The following is a 25,538-nucleotide window of genomic DNA, read 5'->3' on the forward strand; positions in this document are numbered from 1 at the left end:
TTTTTTCTGGTCTGCTGATTAAGCGCTTAATCTCCGACATCGAGCCGATTAAATCACGGAGTCGATGCAATGGCGAGCATTTCGTTGAGAGGCGTGCAGAAGGCGTATGGCGACGGCGCGCTGGTGATCCGCGACGTCGATCTGGAGATCGGCGAGAACGAGTTCTGCGTGTTTCTCGGACCGTCCGGCTGCGGCAAGTCCACCTTGCTGCGGATGATCGCCGGTCTCGAAGACGTGACCGACGGCGACCTGTCCATCGCCGGCCGCCTCGTCAACGACGTCCCGGCGGCGCAGCGCGGTGTGGCGATGGTGTTCCAGAGCTATGCGCTGTTTCCGCACATGACCGTGTTCGAGAACATGGCATTCGGCCTCAAGCTCGCCAAAACCCCGAAAGACGAAGTCGACCGCAAGGTGCGGGAAGCCGCGCGCATCCTGCAGCTGGAGGCGTTGCTCGAGCGCCGGCCTAAGGCGCTGTCCGGCGGCCAGCGGCAGCGTGTGGCGATCGGCCGGGCGATCGTGCGCGAACCGGGCGTGTTTCTGTTCGACGAACCGCTCTCCAATCTCGACGCGACGCTGCGCGGCCAGACCCGCATCGAAATCGCGCGGCTGCATAAGCAGTTCGCCAAAGCCAGCGTCGTGTACGTCACCCACGACCAGATCGAAGCCATGACGCTCGCCGACAAGATCGTGCTGCTGCACGCGGGCAAGGACACGGAGCGCTACGGCAGCATCGCGCAGATCGGCGCGCCGCTCGAGTTGTACCACCGTCCGAAGAGTCGTTTCGTCGCCGGCTTCATCGGTTCGCCGCGCATGAACTTTTTGCCGGGGCGGGTGGCGTCGGTCGATCCGCTGGGCGTGATCGTCACGCTCGACGATACGTCCGAAACCGTGCGCGTGCCGGTCAGCGGCGATGGTCTGCAGGTGGCGCAGCCGGTCACCCTCGGCGTGCGTCCGGAACACCTGGAATTCATCGACGCGACCGCTTCCGACAACTCGCATGACGGCGTTTTGACCCGCACCGTGTCCCTCGTCGAACAGCTCGGCGAGCATAGCTATGTCCACCTCGATCAGCCCGGCGGCGTCGCGCTGGTCGCCAAGGCGCCTGGCGACACACGCCTCGTGCCGGGCGCGCGCGCGAGCTTGCGCGTCCCCAGCCGCGCCTGTCATTTGTTTACCGAGGACGGCTTTGCCGCCGCTTCGCTCGAATCCGTCGAACACTACGCATAAAGGACATTCGGATGCGCCTTGGAGTCTGTTATTACCCGGAACACTGGCCGGAGTCGATGTGGGAAGACGACGCCCGCCGGATGAAAGCGCTCGGCATCGATCAGGTGCGAATCGCCGAATTTGCATGGAGCCGGATGGAGCCGACGCCAGGCGAGTACGACTGGGGCTGGCTCGATCGCGCGATCGAGGTACTCGGCGCGGCCGGTCTGCAGGTCGTCATGTGCACGCCCACCGCGACGCCGCCCAAATGGCTGATCGACCGTCATCCGGACATTCTGCCGATCGGTGCGGACGGCCGTCCTCGCGCCTTCGGTTCACGCCGTCATTACGATTTCTCATCGCCTGCGTATTTCACTGCATCGCAGCGAATCTGCACGGCAGTCGCCGAGCGTTACGGCAAGCATCCGGCCGTTGCCTACTGGCAGACGGATAACGAATTCGGCTGCCATCACACGGTGGTCAGCTATTCGCCGGCCGCAGTGGGGCGCTTTCGCGAGTGGCTGAAGGCGCGCTATCAAACGATCGATGCGCTGAACCGTGCATGGGGCACGGTGTTCTGGAGCATGGAGTACCGCAGCTTCGACGAGATCGACGCGCCGGTGGCGACCGTCACCGAAGCGCATCCATCGCACCGGCTCGATTACCGGCGCTTTGCCTCCGACGAAGTGGCGCGCTACAACCGCATGCAGGTCGAGATCATCCGTGCGCATTCGCCGGGCCGGCCGGTCGCGCACAATTTCATGCAGCTCTTTACCGAGTTCGATCACTACAAGGTGGCGGCCGATCTCGACGTCGCCGCGTGGGACAGCTATCCGCTCGGCGCGCTCGAAGAGCAGTGGTTTGCGCCTGAGGTGAAAGCACGCTGGCTGCGCAGCGGGCACCCCGACTTCGCGTCGTTCAACCATGACGTGTACCGCGGCATGTCGAAGCTGCCGTTCTGGGTGATGGAGCAGCAACCGGGCCCGGTGAACTGGGCGCAGTGGAATCCGGCGCCGCTGCCCGGCATGGTGAGGCTATGGAGTTGGGAGGCGTTCGCGCACGGCGCGGGCTGCGTGTCGTATTTCCGCTGGCGCCAGGCGCCGTTTGCGCAGGAGCAGATGCATGCGGGGTTGAATACGCCCGATAACCGGCTCGATGTCGGCGGTAGTGAAGCGGCACAGGTTGCCGACGACATTCGCGCGGTGCTCGCAGCCGACGCCGACGCCAATGCCGGGATTCGCTCGAAAGTCGCGCTGGTCTACGACTACGAAGCGAAGTGGCTCTTCGAGATTCATCCGCAGGGCGCGGACTTTCACTATCCGCGTTTCGCATTCGAGTATTACTCGGCGTTGCGCGCGCTCGGCCTGGACGTCGATATCGTACCGGTCGATGCAGCCCTCGACGGCTATCGTTTGATCGTCGTGCCGCCGCTGCCGGTCGTGCCGGCGGATTTCGCCGCCAGACTGGCGGGCTCGGGCGCGCACGTTGTGCTCGGTCCTCGCACCGGTTCGAAGACGGTGGACCTGCAGATTCCGGCGAACCTGCCGCCAGGCGCGCTCGCCGCCGTGCTGCCGTTGCGCGTGTGGCGCGTCGAATCGATGCGGCCGAATGTGACCGAAGCCGTGCGGTTCGTGGATAACAGGGACGCGGCTGTGGACGACGGCGTCGCGCGCCACTGGCGCGATCTCATCGACGTCGACGGCGCCGCTGGTCCAGCGGCTTCGCTCGACGTACGTGCCCGTTTCGCCGACGGCCATCCCGCCTATGTGAAAAGCGGTCAGTTTCACTACCTCGCCAGCCTGTTCGACGATGGGCTGACGGTTCGCCTTCTGAAGCAGATCGCCGAAGAGGCGGGCATCGACGCGACACCGCTCGGCGACAGCGTGCGGGTCAGCCGGCGTGGCGCGCTGACCTACGTGTTCAACTACGGCGATCGGACGCACACGCTTGCCGATGTCGCCGACGATGCTTTCGTGATCGGTTCACGCGCGATCGGGCCGCAGGGTGTGGCCGTCTATCGATCGGGCAAGTGATCTGAGGCGCTAAACGAAGGATTCCATGCAGTAACGACAACGACGCAAAATCAAGGCATAAAGGAGACAGCAACATGGCACTGAAACCTCGCAAGATTCTGCTGGCACTCGCGCTGGCCGCGGCGGCCGCAGGGACATCCGTCGTCAGCACGGCGCAGGCCGGCACGCTCGCGGTCAACATCGCGTTCAAGGGCGCAAGTCAACGCGCCGTCTGGCAGTCGATCATCGACGACTTCAAGAAAACGCATCCCGGCACCGACGTGAAGGTGTCGTTCGTCGATGAAGAAGCGTACAAAGTCCAGTTGCCCGGCTGGCTCTCCACCGTCGCGCCCGATATCGTCAACTGGCATGACGGCGAGCGCATGGCGTATTACGCGCAGCGCGGCCTGTTCGACGATCTGAGCGGCGACTGGGCGAAGAACGGCTGGAACGACATGTATGCGTCGACCAAGGAAGCGTCGTCGTATAAGGGCAAGCAGTACGCCGCTCCGACCGTGTATTACTCGTGGGGCATGTTCTATCGCAAGGACCTGTTCCAGAAGGTCGGCATTGCCGGTGAACCGAAAACGTGGGACCAGTTCCTCGACGACTGCAAGAAGCTGAAAGCCGCCGGCATTGCGCCGATTGCCGTGGCCGGCCGTGATGCATGGACGCTGGCCGGCTGGTTCGATTATCTCGACCTGCGCCTGAACGGCAATGCGTTCCATCAGAAACTGATGGCGGGCGAGATTGCGTACACCGATCCGCGTGTGAAGAAGGTCTACACGACGTGGAAGCAGCTGATCGACGCCGGCTATTTCATCGACAACTCGCTCTCCTACGATCTGGATGCGGTGCAGCCGTTCCTGTTCCAGGGCAAGGCCGCGATGATGCTGATGGGCACCTTCATCACCGGCGGTTTTCCGCCGAACGTGAAATCGGAGATGGGTTACTTCCAGTTCCCGATCATCGACGCGAACGTGCCGACTGCCGAAGACGGTCCGGTCGAATCGCTGCATATTCCGTCGAAGGCGAAGAACAAGGCGGATGCGCATGCCTTCCTTGCATTCGTCCAGACGCCGGAAAATGGTGCGAAGCTGGCGACCGGGCTGGGCTCGCTGTCGGCGAACAGCAAGTCGCCTGAACCCGAGGATCCGATTTCGAAGATCGGTTTCCAGATTCTCGCGAATACGAAGGGCGGCATTGCGCAGTTCTACGATCGTGACATGACGAAGGAAATGGCCGATGAAGGGATGAAGGGGATGCAGCAATTCATCTCCGATCCTTCGAAGCTCGACGACGTGCTCGCGCAACTCGAGCAGACGCGCAAGCGGATCTACAAGAAGTGAGCGGTGGCGGCCCGGGCTTGGGCCGCTACTCGTTGCATCAGATTGGCAACCATGTTGCATGGGATCGGAGTAAGTGCTGAAGCACTAACTCCGATCGACACAGGAGAATGATCGTGTCGCACTCCGTCACCCGTCACACTGTTGGCGGCCCTGCCGAACCGGGCGGTCCTGGCTTGCCCGCGTCGGGTGTACCGGCATCGGGCGGTGCATTCCGTGGCGGGCAGCCAGGCGCGGCGCGCCGGCGCGGGCCGTCGCCGACTGCGCGCCGGCAGCGGCGAGCCGCTTTTCTGTTCCTTGCGCCGGCCTGCGTGATGGTGGCGATCTACGTGGTGTGGCCGATCATCTCGACCTTCCGCCTGAGCCTTTTCAACTGGGACGGGATGACCGACGCATCTTTCGTCGGTCTCGCAAACTATATCGAGTTGTTCCATGCGCCGACGTTCTACACGGCGCTGAAGAACAACCTCATCTGGCTGCTGCTGTTCCTGCTTGCGCCGCCGATGGGACTCGCCGTCGCGCTTTATCTGAACCAGGCCGTGGCCGGCATCCGCATCGTCAAATCGCTGTTCTTCGCACCGTTCGTGTTGTCGGGCGTGGTGGTCGGCCTGATCTTTTCGTGGTTCTACGACCCGACCTTCGGCCTGCTCGCGGTGATTCTCGGACACGGCGTGCCGGTACTCGGCGATCCTCGCTACGCGACCCTCGGGATCGTGTTCGCGGCGCTGTGGCCGCAAACCGCGTATTGCATGATTCTTTACCTGACCGGCCTGACGTCGCTGAACGCCGAGCAGATCGAGGCTGCGCGAATGGAAGGCGCGCGCGGCTGGTCGATGCTGTGGCACGTGATCCTGCCGCAATTGCGGCCGACCACGTTCATGGCGATCGTCGTCACGGTGATCGGCGCGCTGCGCAGCTTCGATCTGATTTCGGTCATGACCGGCGGCGGACCGTTCGAAAGCTCGACCGTGCTCGCGTACTACATGTACGACCAGGCGATCAAGTATTACCGCATTGGCTATTCCGCGGCGGTGGCGGTCGTGCTGTTCGCCATCATGCTGGTGTACATCGTCTATCACCTGCGCCGCATGCTGCGCACCGAGCAATAAGGAGCCGGTCATGTTTCCGATCCCGATCGACAAATGGAAGCCGGTGACGCGCCGTGCGTACAAACTGACGTTGCCGCTCGCGCTGCTGATCTGGCTGCTGCCGATGCTCGCGGTGCTCGTCACCTCGGTGCGTTCGACGGAAGAGCTGAGCGAGGGCAACTATTGGGGCTGGCCGAAGCACTTCGCGATGTTCGATAACTATCGCGAAGCGCTGACGACTTCGCCGATGCTGCATTACTTCTGGAACAGCGTGCTGATTACGGTGCCCGCCGTGGTGGGTTCGATCGCGCTTGCGGCGATGGCCGGATTCGCGCTGGCGATCTATCGGTTTCGCGGGAATTCGACCTTGTTTGCGACGTTTGTCGCGGGCAACTTCGTGCCGGTGCAGGTGCTGATGATTCCGGTGCGGGATCTGTCGTTGCAGCTTGGTCTGTTCAATACGGTGAGCGCGCTGATTCTGTTCCACGTGTCGTTTCAGACCGGATTCTGCGCGCTGTTTCTGCGCAATTTCATCAAGCAGTTGCCGTTCGAACTGGTCGAGGCGGCGCGGATCGAAGGCGCGAACGAATGGACGGTGTTCTTCAGGATTGTGTTGCCGTTGATCCGTCCCGCGCTCGCGGCGCTGGCGATTCTCGTGTTTACGTTCGTGTGGAACGACTATTTCTGGGCGTTGTGTCTCACGCAGGGTGACGAAGCTGCGCCGATTACCGTAGGCGTCGCCGCGCTGAAAGGGCAGTGGACGACGGCGTGGAATCTGGTGTCGGCAGGGTCGATACTTGCCGCGTTGCCTTCGGTCGCGATGTTCTTTGCAATGCAGAAGCATTTCGTGGCCGGGTTGACCTTCGGGGCGACGAAGGGGTGACGCAGGCGACGGTCGGGCTAGTGCACATTGAAATGCACGCGGATGTCCTGCCGGCTTTCGACGGGATGTCCGGCTTGCATCGCAGGACGGCGTGGCCGTTTGAGCGGGGGCAACGCTTTGTACCGGTCGCACATCCGGTTTCCATGGCACCGGTGGCGGCATGCGATGTCGACACACGGTTTGCCCGCAGCCGCCGATGACTCGCGTGCCGCGAAGCCATCGGCGGGCGTTCAGGCATTTACATCAACGTGCCAGCGGGCTCAATGTCCAAAGCCGTTGCTCTTGATATAAGCGGACAGCTTCGCGATATCGAGGCTTCCCCAGCCGGTCGGATAGTCCCAACCGGCGCCCGCCTTGTAACCATAGCCGCCGTAGCCGTTGTTGCCCGACTTCACGTCGCGCACCAGCGAAGGCGTCGAGCTAATGGCGCTGTAAAAGCTGGCTGCGGGGAAGCCCAGGCCATTCGAATTCGCGCTCTGCAAACGTGCCCACAGCCCGACGAAGATCGGCGAAGCGAGGCTCGTTCCGCCGATCTGCTGAAGCTGGCCGTAGTTGTAAATCAGTGCACCGGTGCTCTGCGCCGCGTCGAAGGAGATGTCGGGCAGCAGGCGCCGGCCCGGCGTGCCGCTCACCACCGACTGCCACGACGGCTTCGCCTCGTACACGCTGTAGCCGCCGCCAGTCGCCCAGAGCTTGCCGTTGCTGTCGAGTCCTTCGTTCCAGACGGTTTCGTTCGAGTAGGCGCCCGCCGACGTCGTGTAAAGCGTCGTGCCGCCGACAGCGATCACGTTAGGCGACGACGCCGGCCACGATACCGAATACGTGCTGCCGTCAGGGTAGCCGCGGTTGTTGCACTCGTACACGCCCTCGTCGCCGGACGACACCGAGAAGGTCTGCCCTTGCGCCGCCGCTGTGGCGAAGATGCGGTCTTCGGCCGGCAGCGTGCCGTCCGCATTGGCGTCGGCTTCACACCAGCCGAGCGACACGTTGATCACCTTCGCGACGTTATCGGACACCGCCTGATTGAACGCCTGCGTGAGGCCGGTGTTGCCGGACGCGCTTTGATCGGCCATATAGAACAGCAGTTGCTGCACCGCGCCGCCGGCGGAACCGACAATCGACTGGCTGTCGAGGTCCCACTCGCCCTGGCCTTCCTGATCGTCGCTGTAGTCGCCATTCGACGATCCGGTCTGGATCGTCTGCGTGTTGACGGACGCGAGGCCATTCGCGCCGGTGAACTGCTGGAGATCCTGCAGCGTCTGCGAGACCCCGCCGATCGTGATGATGCCGACCGTCGTGTTCGCCGCGGTGGGCGCGCTGGTGGCGTCGTAGATCGTGGGGAACTCGGTCGGATTGTGGCCCTTGGCCGTACCGGCGGCCAGCGTCTTCGCGGCGGAGCGCTCGCCGACCTTCAGCATCGGATGGGCACGTGCGACGTTCTGCAAGCCGAGCACCGAACCGACGATTTCGCCGAGATCCTGCGGCACCTGGGCCGGCGCCGTGTTCGCGTAGCCGGCCTTGCCGTTCAGCTGATAGCGAACCAGCGGCGTGTTGAAGGCTGTTTTGACGGCACCGGCGCTGCCGTCGGCGGAAACCAGCAGGCGGTTCGGCGCGACGCGAATGTTGACGAAGCCGTTCTTCCGCAAATGCGCGACGACGGCCTGCACTTGCGCTTCGGTCGGCGCGTACTGCGCGAGGAATTGCTGACGCTTGAGGAATTTGCCGAACTGCGCGTTGCCCGGCTGGTTGACTGCCTGCGCGAGTTGCTTCAGTTGCGCCTCATCGCGAAGCTTGAGACTGACCACGACATGCGCCGTCTCGCCGGCGGCGAGTTCGAGCAATGGCGCCGCGCTGCGCGCCTCGATCTGGGAGGGTGTGACAAACGCTTTCGTGTCGGTGGGCGCCCACAGCGTGGACGCAGATGAGGTTGCGCCGAACGCAGCGAACGACGCAATAGCGAGAGGCAAAGCAACGACCGCGTAACGGTTCAAACACAGGACCGTTTGTTTTGCGGTTGACGACTTCATGTGACCTCCTGAGATAACAGCGCAACGAGACGCCGAATCTTCCGGTGGCTATGTCCGGTCGAGTCAAATAAACAGGAATTTCGTCTGGAGGCGCTGTTCTGAATGGTTAATAGGGATACTCAGTTGAATCCGTGAGCGCCGCTAAATTACCGTTCATTACAGATTATCGGTACCTATCAGAATAGATAGTTTGGAGGGAGGCGGAGCGCGTTGGTGATTGCGAAAAATTATTCATAAATATGATTATTATCATGTAGTTACGAAATGATGACTCGTTCGATGAAATCCGCGCGTATGGCGTGAAGAAATGGAGGCGGAACTCTAATTTATTTTATTGAGACGCCGCCTTGTCATTAATTACAAAAACATTTCTTTTATGCTTATTCAATGGCGGCGAGCCGGAATTTGAGGAATTTTGAATTTAATGGAATGGATATTCGATTGGAGTTAATTGGGCCGTGCCGATCAAGGGAAAACTAAAATAGCGCCGCTTATGACCGGGTCGCCGGCGCGGCGGGATGCCTCATGACGCACCTGGCCGTTCGTATCCGGAGGCCGGGCATCCTGCGCCAATGCCCGGTGAAACTGCCGGCTCATCGCGAGCGCCAGCACCCGGCCTAATGGAAGATCTCGGCGATGAGGTTGGCAACCGTGCGGATGCGCTCGCTATCGCGCAGGGCGGGATGCAGCACCATCCACACATCCTGGTCGAGCGCCTTGATGTGCTTCTCGATGCAGACGAGATCGCTCGTGGTGTCGCCCGCGAGCTGGGCCAGCACGCCGAGCCCCGAGCCGCCCAGCACACCATCGAATACGCCCATGCCATAGCTGCTTCGAAGCGAAGGCGCGGGCGCGCCGGGCAGGGTTTTCAGCCATTGCGTGGCCGGATGATCGGGCTGCCGGTCGTCATAGCCGACGAACGACAGCTTGTCCCACTCTTTCCTCGTAATCGCTGCCTTGTGGCGCAGATAGTAGTCGCGCGAACCGAACAGCCCGAAGCGGATCCGGCCGATACGCCGGACATACAGATCGCCTTCGTCGGGACATTCGGACCACAGAGCGATGTCCGCTTCACGGCGCGCAAGGCTATACGGCCGCCGTGAGGTCAGCACCTCGATGGCGAGGCCGGGCAGCCGGTCCTGGAACGAGCCAAGCAATTTAAGCAGAATGTAAGACGGCCATTCGACGGCGTTGATCCGCACCGTGCCATGTGCCGCGGCGCCGCCGGTCACGTCCGCGGCGCGCTCGATCTGGTGAGCGAGGTCTTCCATCTGCTCGGCCCAGGCCAGCACGCGCGCGCCGAAGGCCGTCACCGTGCAGCCTGACGGCACCCGGTCGATGAGCGGCTCGCCCAGCCGCCGTTCAAGCTCGGTCAGGCGGCGCGACAGGGTGGGCGGGCTCAGATCGCATGCCGTCGCGGCGGCTCGCATCGTGCCGCCGCGCGCAATCGCCACCAGAATCCGCAGGTCGTCCCAGTCTACGTGTTCCATTTTTGAAACGCTCGATTTTGAAATTAGGCATAGCATAACGTGGATTGCGAGGATAGCATTGGACCTGGCCATACTCGTCCCAGCATCTGGCAAGGAAACCCGAGGGGATTCATCGGCGGCTGGCGGCAAGTGTGGCGAACCTGCCCATCACGCGACTCAACGGCTATCAGTCACTACGTAGACCGAACGAGCGATACGGAGACATCCATGATTCGTCATTTCCAACTGGCGCGGCGTCGCGCTATCGTAGCCAGCGCAGCTTTCCTCGCCGTGTCGATTCTGCCGGGCGCGGCGTTCGCCCAGGCGGCTCACAAGCCGAAAGTCGCGCTGGTGATGAAGTCGCTGGCGAACGAGTTTTTCCTGACCATGGAAACCGGCGCGAAAGACTATCAGAAGCAGAACGCCACGAAATTCGATCTCGTCACGAACGGCATCAAGGACGAAACCGATACGGCTAACCAGATTCGCATCGTCGAACAGATGATCGTGTCGAAGGTCGACGCACTCGTGATCGCCCCGGCCGATTCCAAGGCGCTGGTGCCGGTTCTCAAGAAGGCGGTCGACGCCGGCATCATCGTGGTCAACATCGACAACAAGCTGGACCCGGACGTGCTCAAGTCGAAAGACCTGAACATCCCGTTCGTCGGCCCGGATAACGCCAAGGGCGCACTGAAGGTGGGCGACTACCTCGCTCGCCGCCTGAAGTCGGGCGACAACGTCGCCATCATCGAAGGCGTCTCGACCACCACCAACGCGCAGCAACGCACGGCGGGCTTCAAGCAGGCCATGGCGGCGGGCGGCATGAAGGTCGTCTCGCTGCAATCGGGCGAGTGGGAAATCGACAAGGGCAACGCCGTCGCGAGCCAGATTCTCAATGCGAACCCGGACGTCAAGGCGCTGCTGTGCGGTAACGACAACATGGCGATCGGCGCGGTCTCGGCCGTGCGCGCGGCAGGCAAGGCCGGCAAGGTGCAGGTGGTGGGCTACGACGACATCAACGCGATCAAGCCGATGCTCGCCGACGGCCGCGTCCTCGCCACGGCCAATCAGTACGCCGCCAAACAGGCCGTGTTCGGTATCGATACCGCGCTGAAGGCAATCGCCGAACACAAGAAGCAGTCGGAATTGTCGGGCGTCGTCGAAACGCCTGTCGATCTGGTCACCAAGTAAGATTGGGGTAACACGTGGCCCGCGTCGTTCGCGGGCCACGCCGCCTGATCTTTGTCTGGCTTTATCAATCTGATGTCCACTCCCAACCTATCCTTGTCCGATGCCCCGCCCGTGCTGAGCGTTCACGGCATCGGCAAGACCTACGCCGGGCCGGTGCTCGCCGATATCTCGCTGGACCTGTACGCGGGCGAGGTGCTGGCGCTGACCGGCGAAAACGGCGCGGGCAAGAGCACCTTGTCCAAGATCGTCGGCGGTCTCGTCACGCCGACCACCGGTTCGATGACGCTGGGCGGCGCGGCTTACACGCCGGCCAGCCGCAAGGACGCCGAGGCGCTCGGCGTGCGCATGGTCATGCAGGAGTTGAATCTGCTGCCGACCCTCTCGGTGGCGGAGAACCTGTTCCTGAACCGTTTGCCGCAGCGCGGCGTGTTCGGCTGGATCGACCGCGCCAAACTGCGCGAGGACGCCCGGCATGCCATGGCGCAAGTCGGACTCGACGCGATTGACCCTGACACGCTGGTGGGCACGCTGGGCATCGGGCATCAGCAGATGGTGGAGATCGCGCGCAATCTGATCGGCGATTGCCGCGTGCTGATCCTCGACGAACCCACCGCGATGCTGACCGCCCGGGAGGTGGACCTGCTGTTCGAGCAGGTCGAGCGGCTCAAGGCGCGCGGTGTCGCGCTGGTGTACATCTCGCACCGGCTGGAAGAATTGAAGCGTATCGCGCGGCGTGCCGCCGTGCTGCGCGACGGGCGGCTCGTGCATGTCGACGAGATGGCGAATCTCTCGGCCGACCGTCTGGTCACCCTGATGGTGGGGCGCGACATCGGCGAGCGAATCGATCTCGGCGAACGGCGCATTGGCGACGTGGCGTTCACGGTCGCGGGCATGACCCGCGAGCCGGTTGTGCGCGACGTGTCGTTCGAAGTGAAAGCCGGCGAGATTTTCGGCATCAGCGGCCTGATCGGCGCGGGCCGCACGGAACTGATGCGGCTCATCTATGGGGCCGATCGCGCGGATGCCGGCACGGTGTCGATCGCACAAGGCGGCGGCCCGCTCCAGGCCGTGAAGGTGTCGTCGCCGTCGGACGCGGTGACGAACGGCATCGCGCTGATTACGGAAGATCGCAAAGGCGAGGGCCTTCTGCTGACGCAGCCTATCGCCGCCAATATCTCGCTTGGCCATTTGCGCGCGGTGTCGAAGAACGGCGTGGTGGATGCCCGTCGCGAGGCGGCGCTGGCGCGCAAGCAGATCGACGCCATGAGCATCCGCAGCTCAGGGCCGTCGCAGCCGGTGTCGGAACTCTCCGGGGGCAATCAGCAGAAGGTGGTGATCGGCCGCTGGCTCGCGCGCGATTGCACGGTGTTGCTGTTCGACGAGCCTACGCGCGGCATCGACGTCGGGGCGAAGTTCGATATTTATGCCCTGATGGGCGCGCTCGCGCGGGAAGGCCGCGCGTTGGTGGTGGTGTCGAGCGATCTGCGCGAGTTGATGTCGATTTGCGATCGCATCGGAGTGATGTCGGCGGGACGGATGACAGGCCTGTTCGAGCGCGGAAGCTGGACCCAGGACGCGCTGCTCGCAGCGGCGTTCGCGGGCTATACGAAACGCGACGCGCTGCTGCACGATCCGATCGAACCCGACGCAGGGGCGCCCCAAGCAAAGGCGCCTGGCGCCGCGGCGTCGGACAAAAAATCTGTGGAGTATTGAAGCATGACCGCACCAACCAGCCTGCCTACCGTGCAGAACGAACCGCCCAAAGACGCGAAGCCGATCGGCACGCGCCTTGGATTCTCGAACTACCTCGGCCTGCTCGGCGCGTTGCTCGGGATGATCGTCCTGTTCTCGCTGCTGAGCTCGCACTTCCTGAGCTACGACACCTTCAGCACGATCGCGAATCAGATTCCCGATCTGGTGGTGATGTCGGTCGGCATGACCTTTGTGCTCATCATCGCCGGGATCGATCTGTCGGTCGGCTCCGTGCTCGCGCTCGGCGCGGCGCTCACGAGCGTCGCGGCCTTGCAGTGGCACTGGCCGGCGTTGCCCGCCGCCCTGCTCGGCATGGCGGGGGCGGCCTTGACCGGCTGCGTGACCGGCGCGATCACCGTGGCCTGGCGGATTCCGTCGTTCATCGTGTCGCTCGGCGTGCTCGAAGCGGCGCGCGGTCTCGCGTATCAGATGACCAACTCCCGCACGGCCTATATCGGCGATGCGTTCGACTTCCTGTCCAACCCGATTGCGTTCGGCATTTCTCCCGCGTTCCTGATTGCCATCGTCGTGATGGTCGTCGCGCAGCTGGTGCTGACGCGCACGGTCTTCGGGCGTTATCTGGTCGGCATCGGCACGAACGAGGAAGCGGTGCGCCTTGCGGGCGTCAACCCGCGTCCGTACAAGATTGCTGTTTTCGCGATGATGGGCCTGTTGGCCGGCCTCGCGTCCCTGTTCCAGATTTCGCGGCTCGAGGCAGCGGACCCGAATGCCGGCGCGGGCATCGAACTGCAGGTGATCGCGGCCGTCGTGATCGGCGGAACGAGCCTGATGGGCGGCCGCGGCTCGGTGATCAGCACCTTCTTCGGCGTGCTGATCATCTCGGTGCTGGCCGCGGGTCTTGCCCAGATCGGGGCGACCGAGCCGACCAAACGCATCATCACGGGGGCCGTGATCGTCGTGGCCGTCGTGCTGGATACCTATAGAAGCCGGCGTCGCGCCGCATAAATTGATCATTGGCGACCATTCGTCGATGGGTCAGCAGGAGAGTGAACGTGTCGAAAGAAGTGAAGCCGGGCCGCGTGCTCGTGGTGGGCAGCATCAATACCGACCTGGTCGCCCGTGCACCGCATTTGCCGCGGCCAGGCGAGACGATCAGCGGGCAGGAGTTCTCGCAGGTGGCCGGCGGCAAGGGCGGCAATCAGGCCGTGGCGGCCGCGCGCATCGGTGCGCGCGTGGCGATGGTGGGACGCGTGGGAAAAGATGCGAACGGTGCGCAGCGGGTCAAGGATCTGGAAGCGGAGGGGATCGATTGCGCGGGTATCGAGGTCGACCCCGTGCAACCCACGGGCGTCGCGATGGTGACGGTGTCGGACGACGGCCAGAATACGATCGTCGTGGTCGCGGGCAGTAACGGTGAGCTTACGCCGGAAGGCGTCGCGCACCACGAAGCGGCGATCAAGGCTAGCGACGTCGTGGTCTGTCAACTCGAAACGCCCTGGGATGCCGTCCACGCGACACTTGCACTCGCTCGGCGCCTGGGCAAGATCACCGTGCTGAACCCGGCGCCGGCAACCGGCCCGCTGCCCGCGGAATGGCTGCCCCTCGTCGACTACCTCGTGCCGAACGAAGTCGAGGCCGCGATACTCGCCGGCCTGCCGGTCGAATCGCAAAGCGGTGCGAGAAGGGCGGCGCTGGAATTGCAACGCGGCGGTGCCCGCAACGTGATCGTCACGCTCGGGGCGCAAGGCGCCTACCTGTTGCCGGAAGGCGGCGAAGGCATGCATTTTCCCGCGCCGCAGGTGCGCGCGGTCGACACGACCGCGGCCGGCGACACCTTCATCGGCGTTTTCGCCGCGCAACTCGCTGCCCGGCAGCCGCTGGAAGGCGCGATCAGCCTCGCGCAACGCGCGGCTTCGATTTCGGTCACGCGTGCCGGTGCGCAGCCGTCGATCCCGACTCGCGCGGAAGTGGAAAGCGCAGTCTGAAACGGATGCCTGTCGTGGCGTGAGGCAGTCCGGCCTGCAACTCTGGGTACCTGAGGGACTGCCGGGCGGATTGCTCGCAACTCAGGACCGTGGCCGGGCTCAGACGCGGCCCGGATCGAGCAGGTTCGAACTGAAATCGCAACACTGCGCGGCGAGCCGCGCGATCTCTGCATTCAGCGAGTGCGGCTGGTCTGCCCGATGCATCGCGACGTATGGAACAGGCGGCAGCGCCGGTCGCGTCTGAATCATGCCGAGCGCGCCGCGTGTGACCATGTGGCTCAGGCACGCCTTCGGCAGATAGCCGACGCCGAGACCCGACAGCGTCAGCCCGATCTGCGCGATCAGACTGTTGCTGGCGAGAATTCTTTGCATGCTGATCCCGTGCTCCTGCAGAAAGCGGCTGTAGATAAAGCCCGTCCCCGACAGGCCGCCCTGCAGGATCAGCGGATACTGCGCAATTTCGGCGAGCGGAAGGACGGCCTGTCTCGGCGCCAATGCCGGCGCGCACATCCATGCGTTCTCCACTTCGCCGACCCGTGTCGTCGCGAAGGATTCGGTGCTGTGGATTTGCGGCACGACGATGATGTCGATCGTGTCGTCGGCGAGCCGGTCGCGCAGCGTCGCGTTCAAATCCACTTCGGCTTCGACCACGACCTTCGGATACGCCGCCTGGATTGCGCCGATCAGCCGGGGTAGCCACGTCAGCGCCGTCAGTTCGGTCACGCCGATGCGGACCTGTCGCACCAGCGCCTCCTTTGAGCTGATCCGCTCGACGATCTGATCGCGCCGTTCAAGCAGTTCTTTCGCGTAGTTGAAGAACTCGGCGCCTTTCTCGGTCAGCCGTGCGCTGCGGTGCGCGCGGTCGAATACCGTCAGGTCGAAGGCGCGCTCGAGTTCCTGAATTCGTTTCGAAACGGCCGACTGCGTGGTGTTGAGGCGGCTCGAAGCGGCCTCGAACGAGCCCAGCTGAACAATCCAGTAGAGCGCTTCCATCTGCTTGAACGTCAGCATCGCGCCATCCATTGCATGAATTAAAGCGATAGTTTCTCATATAAAAAAATCGCTTTTTTTACTTATTTCGGCTGCTTAAGGTTCCTCCATCGCCCCGCCCCCTATCTGGAGAGAGCATGGATACCGTCGTCGAAAGCCCGCCCGTCAACCATATCGAGCGCAAACCGCGCGTCGGCCTCGCGTGGCAGATACTGATCGGTCTCGTCATCGGCGTCGCCACGGGACTCGTGCTGAACCACTTCCCGCAGATGCGGGACGCGACCGTGTCGGGGCTATTGCAGCCTGCCGGCGACATCTTCATCAAGCTGATCAAGATGATCGTGGTGCCGATCGTATTCACGAGCATGGTGGTCGGCATCGCCGGTGTCGGAGACGGCAAATCGCTCGGGCGTATCGGCCTGAAGACGCTTGTGTACTTCGAGGTGATCACGACGATCGCGATCCTGCTCGGGCTCATTCTCGGCAACGTGCTGCAGCCGGGCGTCGGCACCGACATGTCGCAACTCGGCCACACCGACATTTCGCGCTATCAGCAGGCAACGCAGCAGGTGCAGGGCCATCACGGACTGATGACCCTCCTGCTCGGCGTGATTCCGGACAATATCCTTGCTTCGATGGCCAAAGGCGACCTGCTGCCGGTGATCTTTTTCTCGGTGCTATTCGGCCTCGGCCTGCAGTCGGTTCCGGAAGAATTCCGCAAGCCGGTGATCGCCATGCTCAAAGGTGTTGCCGAGGCCATGTTCAAGGTGACGAACATGGTGATGCGCTACGCGCCGATCGGCGTGTGCGCGCTGATCGCGGTGACCGTCGCGAGCTTCGGTTTCGGTTCGCTGTTGCCGCTGCTCAAGCTGGTGGCCGTCACGTATCTCGCGATCGTGCTGTTTGTGCTGGTTGTGCTAGGCATCACCGCCCGGCTGTTCGGCTTTCGTATCTTCACGTTGCTGCGGGTGATCAAGGATGAATTGATCATCGCGTTTTCGACCTGCAGTTCGGCAACCGTGCTGCCGCAACTGATGAAGAAGATGGAGGACTACGGCGTGCCGAAGAGCATCACGACCTTCGTCGTGCCAACCGGCTACACGTTCAATCTCGACGGCGCATCGATTTATCTCGGCATCGGCACGCTGTTCGTCGCGCAGTTGTACGGCATTCATCTTGGCTGGCAGGAACAGATGGTCCTCGTATTGACGATGGTCGTGACGTCGAAGGGCGCGGCCGGCGTGCCGGGCTTCATGTTCGTGATTCTTCTTGCGACGCTTGCCAGTGCGGGCTTACCGCTCGAAGGACTCGCGTTCATCGCCGGCGTGGACCGTGTGATGGACATGGGGCGTACCGCGCTGAACGTGGTGGGCAACGCGCTTGCGCCGCTCGTCATCGCCAGATGGGAGCGTCGGTACGACGCGGAGAAGGGCCGGGCGTATCTCGCGTCGCTCGACGCGTGAGCGGGCACGGTGCGCGGCACAACCCTCATTTAGCAGAAAGATCAGGAGCATTCAGATGAGCAGTCACCAAGGCGAGTTCCTTTCCGCGTCGTTGATCGAAGAGATCAAGGCACGGTTTCACCATGTCGACCACGACATCGACGGGCGCGAGCGACTCTTCTTCGACAACGCGGGCGGCTCGTTCCGCCTCAAGGCGGCCGTCGACGCATTCGCGCGAATCGACGCGCTACCGGATTGCCCCGAGCGCATCCACGCGCGCGCCCGCCATCTTCAGGACGTTCAGGCACGCGGCGAGGCGGACATCCGCACGATCCTCAACGCGAAGGACGGCAGCATTTACCCATCGCTGACCGCGTCGGGCGGGATGTTCGACATGGTGCGCGCAATCATGGAGAACGTGCCGGGCACGAACGCTGTCACGACGATCCTCGAACATCCCTCTTCGTTCGACGCAATGACCTGCTACGCGCAACGCACGGGCAAGTCGTTGCGGGTTGCGCCCAGCAATCCGGAGACCGGCGGCGTGGACGTGGAGGCGATTCTGTCGTTGATCGACGCGGACACGGCGCTGCTCAGCGTGATGGCTGCGTCGAATATTTCCGGCGCCAAGTTCGATATCGCGACGCTCGTCGAGCGGGCGCGCGAAAAGAAACCCGGGCTCTTCATCGTTGTGGATGCGGTCCAGCATGCGCCGCACGGCGTCATCGACCTGCAGAAGACGCCGGTCGACGGCATCAATTTCGCGCCCTACAAGTTCTTCGGCTGCCGCGGCTCCGGCATCTCGTGGCTGTCGCCGCGTGCGGCCGCTTTGCCGCATCACCGCCTCGATGCAAAGCAGGAGGGCGTGTGGGAACTCGGCAGCCCGGCGCCCGCACAGTTTGCGGTCGTGACCGAAATCGTCGAGTACGTGACGTGGATCGGTAGCCAATTCAGCAATGCCGATACGCGCCGCGAGCTTTTCGTGGCGGGGATGGAGCGCATTGAGTTGCATGAGCGCGCGCTGCTGGCGGCGCTGCTTGACGGTCAAGGTGGACGGCGCGGTTTGCGGCGGCTCGATGGCGTGGACGTGTTCTGGGATCATGCCGATCTCACGAAGCGCGACCTGATCCTGGGGATCGGCTTCACGAATCTGAGCCCGGCCGACGCGGTGCGCGAGTACGAGAGACGCGGCGTGATCGTCTACGAGCGGATCGCTTCGAGCCTGTACTCCGGCCGCATGCTGAAGTCGTTCAATCTGGCGGGCGCGGTGCGGATCTCGCCGCTGCACTGTCATACACCGGGCGACGTCGAACGCTTTCTTTCTATTACCGAAGAACTGACGACGCTTTGACAGCAGCAAACTAACAGCAGTCAACCCGACTCGCGCGCCGGCCCCGATTACGGCGCGCCGGGAAAGTGTTGCGCATCTTTACTCGTGCCTTCCGCATGTCGCCCGTGCCGAGCAACGCACCAACGGTTTGCCGCCGACGCTTACAACACCGCAGGTAATCCGTAGAAACACAGCCGTAGCCAAACCGTAGCGTCGTTTGTCTAGGATGCCTCCATTGCCTATGCATCGATCAATGGAGGTACCGGATGCTCAGCCACCACGAACTCGCGACACTCATGCTGCTTGGCGACACGGACAAGCGGCTGGAAGCTTTCGATCCGGACGTACTGGCGTTACGCCGTTACGAGTTGGTGGAAGTCCGGCAGCGTGACCGGCAAGGAACGACACTGCAATTGACCCGCCAGGGGCGTGAGTTGCTGCAGCGACTGCGCACGGGCGCACAGCGATGAGCCCGATACGGCGCGATCCGGCCTCACCCGCATGCCGGGCCGAGTGCATTGCGCCGGGGATGAAACGGCTGGTAAGACTTATCCCTTTGAGCGGCCAATGGCCTGTCTGCCAAACGTTTGCGCCGTTGTAGCTATTAGTCTGACGATTGAGAAGGTTAAAGATTTGCTTTTTGCATGTCGTTATCCAGTCAAATAAGTCAGGACCATCGCACATACCTTCGACTCATGAAGAAGCGGGATGCGCGAGGCAATAGCTCTACGGGGGATTGAATTTTGAATCAGCAAAGATCGCCATGGTCGCGCGCAGCGGCTCCGGGCGAAGTCATCTATTCCGAAGGCTTCGCGGGCGACGCCGTCATCTACGTGATCGCAGACGGCAGAGTCGAAATCTCCACGCAATGCGACGAAAAGAAGGTCGTTCTCGCCACGCTCGGCAAGGGCGAGTTTTTTGGCGAGGCCTCGTTGTTGCCGGCCGAACCACGCGCGCACACCGCGAAAGCCCTCAGCTTCTGTCAATTGACCGTCATCGCGGCAAGCGTGGTGGAAGAGGAGCTCGAGCGCGTATCGCCGCTGCTGCGCCATATCGTGCGCACGATGATTCGGCGCGTGAAGAAGAAGGACGATGTCCTCGCCACCAATACGCATGCTGATTTTCTGCCCGGTGTGCTCTCGTACGCGCATGTGCTGTCGCTGATGGCGGGTATCGAGAGCGGGGACCGGACGGACGGACGCGCGCGCCGCGCTCAAGGGGAGGAGTACTCGGTGCCCCTGCCTGAAGTCATCAAGAAGTGCCACGCGATTGCCGGTCATTCCCGTCCGCATGTGATGGCGATGCTCAAGCGCATGGAAAAACTCAACCTCGTCACGCTCGAACCCGGCCGCTCCGATCGTCTGAGCACCCTGTCGGCGCGCTATTCGGCTCAAGACGGCGCAGCCGGACGGCAGCTCGTGACTTTCGATCCCGTACGGATCACGGAACGGGCCCAGCAGGTGGCCGACCACGATCTCGACGTGTCGATCAACAGCGAACTGGAACTGATCGAGCTGGCCGACCTGGAAGCCCTGATCGGCGTCGAGAAGAATCTGATTCTCAACAAGCTCTCGCATGCGGAAATCGCCGAAGACATCTTCGCGTTCCGCAAGACCAAGGTGTTGAACTACGTCGAGGAAAAGGGCATCACGTATTTTTCCCGCCGCAGTCCGCGTGGCGCCGGCGAGCTGAAGTCGCTGGCCGATCTGGAGTTCGTCGACCAGCGAACCTTGTTCGAAGCCGTGAGCGCTTTCGACACCTACGACCTCGCGAAACTGCTGTCCGCCGTGACCGGCGAGCCGATCTCCGATCGCCTGTTCTCGGTGATGACCGAGGCGCGCAAGAAGGAGGTGTCGTGGGTCATGCGTCGTGAAATCAAGATCGATCCGCTCGAGATTGCCGAGATCGAGGAGCGTTTCATCGAGACCGTACGCGCGATCAAATCGTCGGCCGCTGCAGCGCCGCTTTCCAATGTGGATGCCTGACGCCGGGTAGTCGGACCACCGGCCGCTTGCAGGTCCGGTCCGACGACTGCGGCTGCCGTTCGAGAGGATGTATGGATCTTTTGACGTTATTTGGCGCCCTGTTTGGCGTGACGGCTATCGTGGCCGGTTTTTCGCTCGAGGGTGGTCATTTCACCTCGCTGTTTCAGCTGGAGGCGTTCGTCATCGTATTGGGCGGCACCTTAGGCGCGGTGATGATCCAGAACACCTGGGCGAGGTTTTATGACGGCGTGAAGCAACTGCGGCTCGCGTTCGTGAAAGCGCGCCAGGTCGACCGGCAAAGCTTGTCGGTCCTGCTCGAGTGGGGCGATCAGGCGAAGCTGAACGGCATGCTCGTGTTCGAGTCGATCGACGCGGGCGGCATCAATCCGTTTGCCAAACGAGGCCTGGAGCTTCTGGCCAACGGGGTGTCGACGGCCGTGCTCGAGGACGCCCTGCAGCGAGAACTGGATGCCTACGAGCGCAATCACATGGCGGCGGCGCGGATATGGCAGCAGGCCGGCGGCTATGCGCCGACGTTCGGCATTCTGGGGGCGGTGCTCGGTCTGATTCAGGTCACCGGCCATATGCTCGAACCGGCGCAACTCGGGCAAGGTATTGCCGTCGCCTTTGTGGCGACGCTGTACGGCCTCGCGTTGGCGAATCTGGTCTTTTTGCCGCTGTACGGAAAGATCCGGGCGCAGGTGGATAGCGAATTGCGCTTCAGACGTTTGTATCTCGACGGCTTGCTCGCGATTTCGCGCAAGGAGTCGCCCCATACGATCGAAACCCGGCTCGCGGGCGACGTCCGCGAACGATCGGCGGAGTTGTTGGGATAACCCGGAATAGCCTGGGATTGCCAGGCATAACGTGGGATCGCCTGGGATCGCATGGAATAGCCCGCCTCGCCCGGCTGGCGAAAACGCGCCAGGCGCTCATTCAAACGCAATTCGGAAGCAGACGATTCGAGCATGACTATCTCCTCGGGTAACAAGCGCCTGGCGTCGGACAAAACCGGCTATCAGCACGACGATGACGAGGGCGAAGGCGAGGCCCAGTCCGGCCGCTGGCTGATTTCCTATGCGGACCTCATCACCACGCTGATGGTGCTGTTCCTCGCGCTTTACGTGCTGCAGCTGGCGAAAAACCGGGAGCTCGACATCAAGATGCTCGAGCGCCGCGAGGTGAAAACGGCAACGGCCGCCGGCAACGCGCCCACTCCGGTTGCCATGTCCGGCGCACCGGAAGCCGCGCGGCGGCAGCTTCTTTCGTTGCTGGCGCCGCTTCAGGACAACCGGCAGATCACGATTTCGAATGCCTCGCAGGGCGTGGAAATCGCCATCAACGCAAAAATTCTCTTCAACTCGGGCGACGCGCGCCTGCTGCCGGAGTCGTTCGGCGTCCTGGCGCAGATCGCAGGGGTACTGCGCGATCGATCGAAGAACAACATCCTCGTCGAGGGGCACACGGACAATGTGCCGATATCGACCGCGAAATACGAATCCAACTGGGAGCTGTCGTCGGCACGGGCGGGCGCCGTGGTTCGATTCTTTGCCGACAAGGGGATCGAACCGCACAGAATGGCCGCCATCGGCCGGGCGGATAACTTCCCGCTGATCATCGGCGACGATGCCGCGGCGCGCGCTGCGAATCGCCGCGTCACCATCCTCGTGGAATATTGAGGCGGCGAGACCGGTGAGCGCGCGGCGCCCCCTGAGGTCGATCGCCAGTGTCAATACCGGGAACCTACGCACCAAGCGCTGCTTGCGCGGCGCAGAACAGACTGCGAAGATCGCGTTAAAGCCGCTCCTTCCTCTGATGCGTTTCATTTTCCCGTCGCCTTTGGCCGTGCCGCTCGGCACGTCGGCGATTCAGGCCGTGGGTCAACTGTTCCCGGCCATGGCCGCCGTGCCGGAGGGCCTGGCGATTGCGCGCGCCGTATTTTCCGGGGAATCACATGTTTGTGTCGGGCCCGCTTGCCGAACTGCTGCACCATGCGACCCACTGGCTGGGTAGCTACGCGCTCGTACTGACGATGATGGCCGCGGGCGTGACACTGGAGCGGCGCTGGCCGGCCGACTTGTTGCAATCGCGCGCAGGGATGCGCTTTAACGTCGTCTACGCGGCGCTGTATCTGGCGCTCTTCGAAGCCGTGCGACCGCTGACGGCGATGGCCAGCGTCGCGATCGTCAATGCGCTCGGCGGCGGCCGGGTCGTGCTGGCCTCGTCGGGGTGGGGAGCGTTGGCGTCCATCGTGATCGTGCTATTGACGTTCGATCTGCTCGAATATGTATTTCACCGTCTGCAGCATGCGTGGCCCGTGCTGTGGAAGCTGCATTCGCTGCACCATAGCGCCGCCGAGTTCAACGTCACGGTGACGTTGCGGCATCACTGGTTCGAGGTGCTCATCAAGGGCTGCCTGCTTTATCCGGTGGTGGGCGTGCTGTTCAAGGTCGAACCGTGGATCGTCGCCGTGACCTCGATCATTTTCATGTTCGGCAATTACTTCGCGCACATGAACCTGCGCATCGACTTCGGCCGCTTCACGACGTGGGTCAACAATCCGCAATTCCACCGCTTGCATCACTCGAACCGCGCCGAGCATTTTGACCGCAACTTTACGCAGCTGCTGCCGCTGTGGGATCACCTGTTCGGTACGCTATGGGTGCCGGCGAAGCACGAGTGGCCGGCCACCGGTCTGGACGACGGCGCGCAACCGCATTCGCTGCTGGGTGCGCTGAGCTGGCCGCTGCGCTCGCAAGCCGGGCGTCTTCTAGGTGAGGCTCGCCCGGCGCACCGCCTGGCCGCCCGTCAGACAGACGATCATGGTGGCCACGACGAGCACGCCTAGCGCCACGCGCAAGCCGAGCCAACCCGCGCCGAGCCCGATCAGCGGCGGGCCGACCAGGAAGCCGGCATAGCCCGCCGTGGCCGCCATCGAAACCCCGACAGCCGGCGTCACGGTCGAGCGGCCTGCCGCGCTGAAAATGACCGGGACGATATTCGCGAGGCCGACGCCGACCATCGCAAAGCCCACGCAAGCTGTGAGCACGGTCGGCAGGCTCAACACCAGCGCGAGTCCGGCTGCCGCCAGCAGGCCGCCGAAGCCGACCACCGTGCTCGAACCGAAGCGCCGCACGGACACATCGCCGACGATGCGGCACGCCGCCATCGAGAACGCAAACGCGGAGTAGCCGACCGCCGCGACGCTCGCCGCTTCGCTCAAGGTAGCGCGCAAATACACCGCGCTCCAGTCCGCCACCGCGCCTTCCACCAGCATGCAAAGGAACGCGAGCAGGGCGAGTTTCATCACTTTGGCGTTGGGCAACGCGAAGCCGCCGGAGGACGCGGCCGCGCGCGGACCGAGATCGCGCAACGCCAGCAGCGCGGCGGCAGCCATGAGCACGGCGATGAGCAGGTTCGGCAGTGCGAGACCGCCGATCACGCCGACGCCGTCTTTCTGGAGCATGGCGCCCGTCGCCGCGCCGAGCAGGCCGCCCGCACTCCACGCCGCGTGAAACGAGGACATGATCGGCGACTTCCACTGTGTTTCGATCGTGCTGGCGTGCCCGTTCATCGAGACGTCGAGCGCGCCGTTCGCCGCGCCGAGGGCGAGGAGCACGAGGCACAGCGTCGCCAGATTCGGCGCAAACGCGGGCAGCGGCAGCGTGACGACAAATGCGGCGCCGAGCAGCGCCGTGGCCCGGCCGCTGCCGAAGCGCGGCGCCAACTGTCCCGCCAGCGGCATTGCCACGATCGCGCCCAGCGCAAAGGCGAACAACGCGATGCCCAGCGAGGTGTCGCTGAGCGACAGGCTCTCCTTGATGCGCGGCACTTCGACCGCCCAGGCGCCGATTCCGAATCCGTTGGCGAGAAACACACCGAGGGTGGCCACACGCTCCTTGACTGGTTTTACGAGCGGCGTATTGAGCGGATTAGCGAGTGCCTTCATGAGCGCGCCACCCTCACGTTGTCGCAGACCGCTTCGAGCAGGGCGCGCCGCTCGGCCGTCACGTCCGCTTCGACGAACAGATAGTCCACGGCGCGCGCCGGCGCAACGCAATACGGCGCGGCGGTCATCAGCTTTTCCGACGTCATGGCGACGGCCACCTGGCTGCTTGCCTTCAGCATCGCCCGTTTGAGTTCGGCCTCTTCGGTGTCGAACGCGGCCAGTCCTTCATCGGGATCGAACGCGCACGCGCCGAGGAAACAAAGATCGGCCTTGATCTGCTGGATCTGCAGCAAGGCGGTGGCGCCGGTGGCGCCGGCCGCGCTCCGGGCGATGCGCCCGCCGATGAGGATGATCTCGAAGCCCGGCCGGTCGATGAGGCGTGCGCACAACTCCGGCGAGTTCGTGACGACGGTGAGATCCGCGTTGTCCGGCAGCGCCGCGGCGATGGCGACATTGGTCGACCCGGTGTCCAGCAAAACAATCTGCTTCGGCCGGACGATGGACGCAGCGGCGGCGGCAAGACGGGCCTTGCGGTCCACCGCTTCGCTCATGCGGACCTGCGCGCTTTTGCCGGAGGGCGAGATCAGCAGCGCACCGCCGTAGACACGTTTGCAATGGCCCTGCTCGGCGAGCTCGCGCAGATGACGGCGGACCGTGTGCTCGGAAGTCTGAAATTCAGCCGCGAGTTCGGACGCCAATACGCGACCCTGCGCCCGCAGCCGTTCCAGAATCAGCCGCTCCCGTTCTTCGGGCAGAAGCCCGTCCATTGCATCCTGTCGCGTTCGTTGCATGGCTCCACCTTGCCTGATTGCAAATCGATCATAATCGAGCAAAATATATCGTAAACGAGCGAGTGGTGCAAATGGCACATGGGACGGGGCGGCCGAACGCGTTTCACCGTCTTTTGGCCGGCATCCGGACC

21 protein-coding genes are annotated in these 25,538 nt (G+C 63.2%); 16 read left to right on the forward strand and 5 right to left on the reverse strand.

The window, feature by feature from the left end; all coding sequences use genetic code 11:
• Nucleotides 1–69: 69 nt before the first annotated feature.
• The 5 genes from DSC91_RS04515 to DSC91_RS04535 all read left to right on the forward strand — a co-directional run bounded on the left by DSC91_RS04515 (nucleotide 70) and on the right by DSC91_RS04535 (nucleotide 6,535).
• The gene (locus DSC91_RS04515) at nucleotides 70–1,227 is read left to right on the forward strand and encodes an ABC transporter ATP-binding protein (RefSeq protein ID WP_115777024.1); all 1,158 of its coding nucleotides are present in this window, start codon (nucleotides 70–72) and stop codon (nucleotides 1,225–1,227) included.
• An 11-nt stretch (nucleotides 1,228–1,238) separates the two neighbouring features.
• Nucleotides 1,239–3,239, forward strand: a complete 2,001-nt coding sequence (locus tag DSC91_RS04520) for a beta-galactosidase (protein WP_115777025.1) — start codon at nucleotides 1,239–1,241, stop codon at nucleotides 3,237–3,239.
• A gap of 74 nt (nucleotides 3,240–3,313) precedes the next feature.
• Complete coding sequence (locus DSC91_RS04525) at nucleotides 3,314–4,567, forward strand: ABC transporter substrate-binding protein (RefSeq protein ID WP_115777026.1); 1,254 nt, start codon at nucleotides 3,314–3,316, stop codon at nucleotides 4,565–4,567.
• A 107-nt stretch (nucleotides 4,568–4,674) separates the two neighbouring features.
• Nucleotides 4,675–5,673: a carbohydrate ABC transporter permease gene (locus tag DSC91_RS04530; RefSeq protein WP_115777027.1), complete on the forward strand. Its 999-nt coding sequence runs from the start codon at nucleotides 4,675–4,677 to the stop codon at nucleotides 5,671–5,673.
• Nucleotides 5,674–5,683: 10 nt separating this feature from the next.
• Entirely contained in the window at nucleotides 5,684–6,535 is an 852-nt protein-coding gene (locus tag DSC91_RS04535; protein WP_115777028.1) for a carbohydrate ABC transporter permease, read from the forward strand.
• Between the two features lie 260 nt (nucleotides 6,536–6,795).
• On the opposite strand, the gene DSC91_RS04540 is transcribed toward DSC91_RS04535, so the two are convergent.
• Together DSC91_RS04540 and DSC91_RS04545 are read right to left on the reverse strand one after the other, a co-directional pair.
• Nucleotides 6,796–8,562, reverse strand: coding sequence for a S53 family peptidase (locus DSC91_RS04540; RefSeq protein ID WP_115777029.1), 1,767 nt, complete (start codon nucleotides 8,560–8,562; stop codon nucleotides 6,796–6,798).
• 617 nt (nucleotides 8,563–9,179) lie between these two features.
• Complete coding sequence (locus DSC91_RS04545; protein WP_115777030.1) at nucleotides 9,180–10,052, reverse strand: LysR family transcriptional regulator; 873 nt, start codon at nucleotides 10,050–10,052, stop codon at nucleotides 9,180–9,182.
• A gap of 207 nt (nucleotides 10,053–10,259) precedes the next feature.
• Between DSC91_RS04545 and DSC91_RS04550 the strand changes: the two genes are divergently transcribed.
• From DSC91_RS04550 to rbsK, 4 genes are all read left to right on the forward strand, one after another.
• The gene (locus DSC91_RS04550) at nucleotides 10,260–11,222 is read left to right on the forward strand and encodes a sugar ABC transporter substrate-binding protein (RefSeq protein ID WP_115777031.1); all 963 of its coding nucleotides are present in this window, start codon (nucleotides 10,260–10,262) and stop codon (nucleotides 11,220–11,222) included.
• A gap of 72 nt (nucleotides 11,223–11,294) precedes the next feature.
• Complete coding sequence (locus DSC91_RS04555; protein WP_115777032.1) at nucleotides 11,295–12,935, forward strand: sugar ABC transporter ATP-binding protein; 1,641 nt, start codon at nucleotides 11,295–11,297, stop codon at nucleotides 12,933–12,935.
• A gap of 3 nt (nucleotides 12,936–12,938) precedes the next feature.
• Complete coding sequence (locus tag DSC91_RS04560; RefSeq protein ID WP_115777033.1) at nucleotides 12,939–13,940, forward strand: ABC transporter permease; 1,002 nt, start codon at nucleotides 12,939–12,941, stop codon at nucleotides 13,938–13,940.
• Nucleotides 13,941–13,987: 47 nt separating this feature from the next.
• The gene (gene rbsK / locus DSC91_RS04565; RefSeq protein WP_115777034.1) at nucleotides 13,988–14,920 is read left to right on the forward strand and encodes a ribokinase; all 933 of its coding nucleotides are present in this window, start codon (nucleotides 13,988–13,990) and stop codon (nucleotides 14,918–14,920) included.
• Between the two features lie 99 nt (nucleotides 14,921–15,019).
• Here the strand turns inward: rbsK and DSC91_RS04570 are convergent, their stop codons facing one another.
• On the reverse strand, nucleotides 15,020–15,931 hold the full coding sequence (locus DSC91_RS04570) for a LysR family transcriptional regulator (protein ID WP_115779688.1): 912 nt from the start codon (nucleotides 15,929–15,931) through the stop codon (nucleotides 15,020–15,022).
• A 116-nt stretch (nucleotides 15,932–16,047) separates the two neighbouring features.
• Between DSC91_RS04570 and gltP the strand changes: the two genes are divergently transcribed.
• The 7 genes from gltP (at nucleotide 16,048) to DSC91_RS04605 (ending at nucleotide 23,515) form a co-directional block, all read left to right on the forward strand.
• On the forward strand, nucleotides 16,048–17,373 hold the full coding sequence (gene gltP / locus DSC91_RS04575; protein WP_115777035.1) for a glutamate/aspartate:proton symporter GltP: 1,326 nt from the start codon (nucleotides 16,048–16,050) through the stop codon (nucleotides 17,371–17,373).
• 55 nt (nucleotides 17,374–17,428) lie between these two features.
• Nucleotides 17,429–18,703, forward strand: a complete 1,275-nt coding sequence (locus DSC91_RS04580) for an aminotransferase class V-fold PLP-dependent enzyme (protein ID WP_115777036.1) — start codon at nucleotides 17,429–17,431, stop codon at nucleotides 18,701–18,703.
• Nucleotides 18,704–18,948: 245 nt separating this feature from the next.
• Nucleotides 18,949–19,152, forward strand: a complete 204-nt coding sequence (locus DSC91_RS04585) for a hypothetical protein (protein ID WP_115777037.1) — start codon at nucleotides 18,949–18,951, stop codon at nucleotides 19,150–19,152.
• Nucleotides 19,153–19,425: 273 nt separating this feature from the next.
• On the forward strand, nucleotides 19,426–20,667 hold the full coding sequence (locus DSC91_RS04590; protein WP_115777038.1) for a Crp/Fnr family transcriptional regulator: 1,242 nt from the start codon (nucleotides 19,426–19,428) through the stop codon (nucleotides 20,665–20,667).
• 71 nt (nucleotides 20,668–20,738) lie between these two features.
• Nucleotides 20,739–21,503: a flagellar motor protein gene (locus DSC91_RS04595; RefSeq protein ID WP_115777039.1), complete on the forward strand. Its 765-nt coding sequence runs from the start codon at nucleotides 20,739–20,741 to the stop codon at nucleotides 21,501–21,503.
• 132 nt (nucleotides 21,504–21,635) lie between these two features.
• Nucleotides 21,636–22,346, forward strand: coding sequence for an OmpA family protein (locus tag DSC91_RS04600; RefSeq protein WP_115777040.1), 711 nt, complete (start codon nucleotides 21,636–21,638; stop codon nucleotides 22,344–22,346).
• A 275-nt stretch (nucleotides 22,347–22,621) separates the two neighbouring features.
• Nucleotides 22,622–23,515: a sterol desaturase family protein gene (locus DSC91_RS04605; protein WP_115779689.1), complete on the forward strand. Its 894-nt coding sequence runs from the start codon at nucleotides 22,622–22,624 to the stop codon at nucleotides 23,513–23,515.
• Here DSC91_RS04605 and DSC91_RS04610 read toward each other — a convergent pair.
• The gene (locus DSC91_RS04610; protein ID WP_115777041.1) at nucleotides 23,438–24,616 is read right to left on the reverse strand and encodes an MFS transporter; all 1,179 of its coding nucleotides are present in this window, start codon (nucleotides 24,614–24,616) and stop codon (nucleotides 23,438–23,440) included. The two genes, DSC91_RS04605 and DSC91_RS04610, sit on opposite strands and share 78 nt — an antisense overlap.
• Nucleotides 24,613–25,383 (reverse strand): DeoR/GlpR family DNA-binding transcription regulator, encoded by a 771-nt coding sequence (locus tag DSC91_RS04615; RefSeq protein WP_229758288.1) that lies wholly within the window; start codon nucleotides 25,381–25,383, stop codon nucleotides 24,613–24,615. Before DSC91_RS04615 ends, DSC91_RS04610 begins: the two co-directional genes overlap by 4 nt.
• Between the last annotated feature and the right edge of the window lie 155 nt (nucleotides 25,384–25,538).

Source organism: Paraburkholderia caffeinilytica, assembly GCF_003368325.1.
Classification (GTDB): Bacteria; Pseudomonadota; Gammaproteobacteria; order Burkholderiales; family Burkholderiaceae; genus Paraburkholderia; species Paraburkholderia caffeinilytica.

Bases quoted from the DNA above. Each gene is read 5' to 3' on its own strand.
- DSC91_RS04515 (WP_115777024.1), top strand. From the start codon at position 70: ATGGCGAGCATTTCGTTGAGAGGCGTGCAGAAGGCGTATGGCGACGGC.
- DSC91_RS04520 (WP_115777025.1), top strand. From the start codon at position 1,239: ATGCGCCTTGGAGTCTGTTATTACCCGGAACACTGGCCGGAGTCGATG.
- DSC91_RS04525 (WP_115777026.1), top strand. From the start codon at position 3,314: ATGGCACTGAAACCTCGCAAGATTCTGCTGGCACTCGCGCTGGCCGCG.
- DSC91_RS04530 (WP_115777027.1), top strand. From the start codon at position 4,675: ATGATCGTGTCGCACTCCGTCACCCGTCACACTGTTGGCGGCCCTGCC.
- DSC91_RS04535 (WP_115777028.1), top strand. From the start codon at position 5,684: ATGTTTCCGATCCCGATCGACAAATGGAAGCCGGTGACGCGCCGTGCG.
- DSC91_RS04540 (WP_115777029.1), bottom strand. From the start codon at position 8,562: ATGAAGTCGTCAACCGCAAAACAAACGGTCCTGTGTTTGAACCGTTAC.
- DSC91_RS04545 (WP_115777030.1), bottom strand. From the start codon at position 10,052: ATGGAACACGTAGACTGGGACGACCTGCGGATTCTGGTGGCGATTGCG.
- DSC91_RS04550 (WP_115777031.1), top strand. From the start codon at position 10,260: ATGATTCGTCATTTCCAACTGGCGCGGCGTCGCGCTATCGTAGCCAGC.
- DSC91_RS04555 (WP_115777032.1), top strand. From the start codon at position 11,295: ATGTCCACTCCCAACCTATCCTTGTCCGATGCCCCGCCCGTGCTGAGC.
- DSC91_RS04560 (WP_115777033.1), top strand. From the start codon at position 12,939: ATGACCGCACCAACCAGCCTGCCTACCGTGCAGAACGAACCGCCCAAA.
- DSC91_RS04570 (WP_115779688.1), bottom strand. From the start codon at position 15,931: ATGCTGACGTTCAAGCAGATGGAAGCGCTCTACTGGATTGTTCAGCTG.
- gltP (WP_115777035.1), top strand. From the start codon at position 16,048: ATGGATACCGTCGTCGAAAGCCCGCCCGTCAACCATATCGAGCGCAAA.
- DSC91_RS04580 (WP_115777036.1), top strand. From the start codon at position 17,429: ATGAGCAGTCACCAAGGCGAGTTCCTTTCCGCGTCGTTGATCGAAGAG.
- DSC91_RS04585 (WP_115777037.1), top strand. From the start codon at position 18,949: ATGCTCAGCCACCACGAACTCGCGACACTCATGCTGCTTGGCGACACG.
- DSC91_RS04595 (WP_115777039.1), top strand. From the start codon at position 20,739: ATGGATCTTTTGACGTTATTTGGCGCCCTGTTTGGCGTGACGGCTATC.
- DSC91_RS04600 (WP_115777040.1), top strand. From the start codon at position 21,636: ATGACTATCTCCTCGGGTAACAAGCGCCTGGCGTCGGACAAAACCGGC.
- DSC91_RS04605 (WP_115779689.1), top strand. From the start codon at position 22,622: ATGTTTGTGTCGGGCCCGCTTGCCGAACTGCTGCACCATGCGACCCAC.
- DSC91_RS04610 (WP_115777041.1), bottom strand. From the start codon at position 24,616: ATGAAGGCACTCGCTAATCCGCTCAATACGCCGCTCGTAAAACCAGTC.
- DSC91_RS04615 (WP_229758288.1), bottom strand. From the start codon at position 25,383: ATGGACGGGCTTCTGCCCGAAGAACGGGAGCGGCTGATTCTGGAACGG.